This is a genomic window from Oleiphilus sp. HI0132 (assembly GCF_001635845.1).
In genome coordinates, this window is the sequence record NZ_LWGJ01001475.1 from 1 (window position 1) to 2,417 (window position 2,417).

At 43.3% G+C, this 2,417-nt stretch carries 4 protein-coding genes; 3 read left to right on the forward strand and 1 reads right to left on the reverse strand.

From position 1 onward, the window contains the following. The 3 genes from A3766_RS22870 to A3766_RS22880 form a co-directional block, all read left to right on the forward strand. On the forward strand, window positions 1-931 hold a 931-nt coding region (locus A3766_RS22870; protein WP_156509059.1), incomplete at its 5' end, for a cation-translocating P-type ATPase. 67 nt (window positions 932-998) lie between these two features. Next, complete coding sequence (gene ccoS, locus A3766_RS22875; RefSeq protein ID WP_068506867.1) at window positions 999-1,226, forward strand: cbb3-type cytochrome oxidase assembly protein CcoS; 228 nt, start codon at window positions 999-1,001, stop codon at window positions 1,224-1,226. A gap of 2 nt (window positions 1,227-1,228) precedes the next feature. Then, window positions 1,229-1,912: a sulfite exporter TauE/SafE family protein gene (locus A3766_RS22880; RefSeq protein ID WP_231875596.1), complete on the forward strand. Its 684-nt coding sequence runs from the start codon at window positions 1,229-1,231 to the stop codon at window positions 1,910-1,912. Here A3766_RS22880 and A3766_RS22885 read toward each other — a convergent pair. Beyond that, window positions 1,913-2,417, reverse strand: a 505-nt coding sequence (locus A3766_RS22885) for a sulfotransferase (RefSeq protein WP_197479694.1), incomplete at its 5' end; no start/stop codon positions are given.

A 2,417-nucleotide genomic window follows, 5' to 3' on the forward strand; every position in this document is an offset into this window, starting at 1 on the left:
CTTCTTAATCACCAAATCTCATGCGCAAGAAGCCATGAACCAGATTACTGATATTGTTTTTGATAAAACAGGGACACTAACCAAAGGTGAACTCAGCATTTCTGGTGTGAAGCTTTTTAGTCACTGCGGAGAAAGTAAAGCGCTTGAAATCGCTGCCGCACTAGAACACCACTCCAGCCACCCGATCGCCAAGCCTTTTTCTGAATTTTTCACCAGCCCAGCCGAAAGGGTTACAAACCATCTTGGAAAGGGCCTCGAAGGTTTTTTTCAGGGGCAACACTACGTACTGGGCAATGCAGAACTCGTTGAACTAAAACAGAGTTGCGAACAAGCATTACAACAGCATAATGGCCTAAGCCTATATCTGAGCGATGGCGAGAACCTGATTGCGCAATTTATGCTAAATGATGCTTTACGCTCCGACAGTAAAGAAAGCATCAAACAGTTTCAGGAAGCGGGTATCACCACTCATATATTAAGTGGAGACCACCGAGACTCTGTCTCCAGTCTCGCCTCTAAACTCGGCATCGCTAACTACAAAGCAAAGCAGTCGCCCGAGCAAAAACTGGCTTATGTCAGAGGTTTACAGGCCGCAGGCAAACAGGTCACAATGGTGGGAGATGGTATTAACGACCTACCTGTCCTGTCTGGTGCTAAGTTATCAATATCGATGGGCGAAGCCAGCGACATTACCAAGTTAAATTCAGACGCTATTCTGCTCAATGGAAATATGACGGTTATTAACGAAGCTTTCCAAAACGCGCAGAGAACACGTAAAATCATTAAGCAAAATATGGCCTGGGCCATCATGTATAATCTATGCATGCTCCCCATGGCAGCAGCTGGTTGGGTTCCACCTTATTTCGCAGCCCTGGGAATGTCCTTGAGTTCTTTATTAGTTGTTTTTAACTCTCTCAGGTTAAAGCGCTAACATGGACAAGTCGCGAGCGTCGATAAGGTGCTCCAATTAAACTGATTTAAGATAAGAGTTAGCTTCGATGGAAATATTGTATATTCTAATTCCACTATCAATCATTCTTGTTGCTTTAGCGATTGCCATTTTTGGCTGGGCAGTCAAGAACGGACAGTATGATGACCTGGAAGGCCCCGCGCACAGCATTCTCTATGATGATGATAAAGACATGATCCCGGGGCAAAACAACAAAACTCAAAAGAAAGACCTGAATACTCAAGACAGTCAACATAGTGAAAAATCGGACGACTAAGTTTGCTAAATGACCCCGGTATTCTTATTTCTGCCTTTATGCTTGGCTTTCTAGGCTCTGCACATTGCTTGGGAATGTGCGGAGGTTTAGCAAGTGCCTTAGGTTTACATACCTCATCATCAAACAAGGCAAGCTTCTTACTCTCCTATAATCTGGGGCGCGTTATAAGTTATTGCATCGCAGGACTGATTGTTGGCAGCCTTGGCTTCTGGCTGAGCAAACAATTAGCAGCCTTAGAGGTTCTCAGATATTTAGCTGCAACAATGTTAATTCTAATGGGTTTATACCTAGGCCAATGGTTTAATGGAATACTCTGGGCTGAAAAACTAGGTAGTAAACTCTGGCCCTTGATTCAACCATTATCAAAGCGTTTTATGCCTATTAAATCAATCAAAGATGCGCTAGTGGTTGGCATGGTGTGGGGTTGGCTACCGTGTGGTTTGGTATACTCGGCTTTGATCTGGGCAAGCTTGGAAGCAAGTATCTTCGGTTCAGCACTAATCATGCTTGCTTTTGGCCTAGGCACCCTGCCTTCAATGTTGAGCAGCGGTTTATTAGCACAAAAACTATCCGCGACAATTAGAAAACGCTGGTTCCGCTCTTCTGCCGGAGCAATGATGACTTTATTCGGCTTATGGTCTTTGCCAGTCATCCAGAAAACAGTTTACCAGCTATTAAACGCTTAGCTAAGAAGCCCAATGATAAATTTCTGAAAAAGGCTCAAAGAAACTTTCATATTGTTTATACGCAGAGACGGCATCCTGATTTATTTCCCGCCTAATTTGAACATGACTCGCCGTTCTACTTAGCAACTTATCTTCTTTATGAAAATCCAAACACTGTTCTCCCCAAGGCAAGTCGCAAAACGCCATAAGCGCCTTGGATTCAGCTTCCGGATCACACACTAATTCCTCATATTTAACTGTTGTCACACGTTGAGGGTAGGCATTCTTTGTCCGATCCATTGCTACTAAACAATTATCCACATACTTGAATATATTATTTAAGTCATGAGCCCAGGGTAATACAGACATGTTATTTCGCATAATAGAAACAATCGAAGCGAGTGGAGCTCGATCACAATAAACCACCTTCGCTCTCGGCATCACCTTCATAATGAAATCGATTAGGAATATGTTTTCTAGAGACTTATCAGTAAAACGTTTTACATCGCTTGATGAATCTTCCGGC

Excerpts from the sequence above, each read along its gene's own strand:
- ccoS (WP_068506867.1), top strand. The coding sequence starts at position 999 with ATGGAAATATTGTATATTCTAATTCCACTATCAATCATTCTTGTTGCT.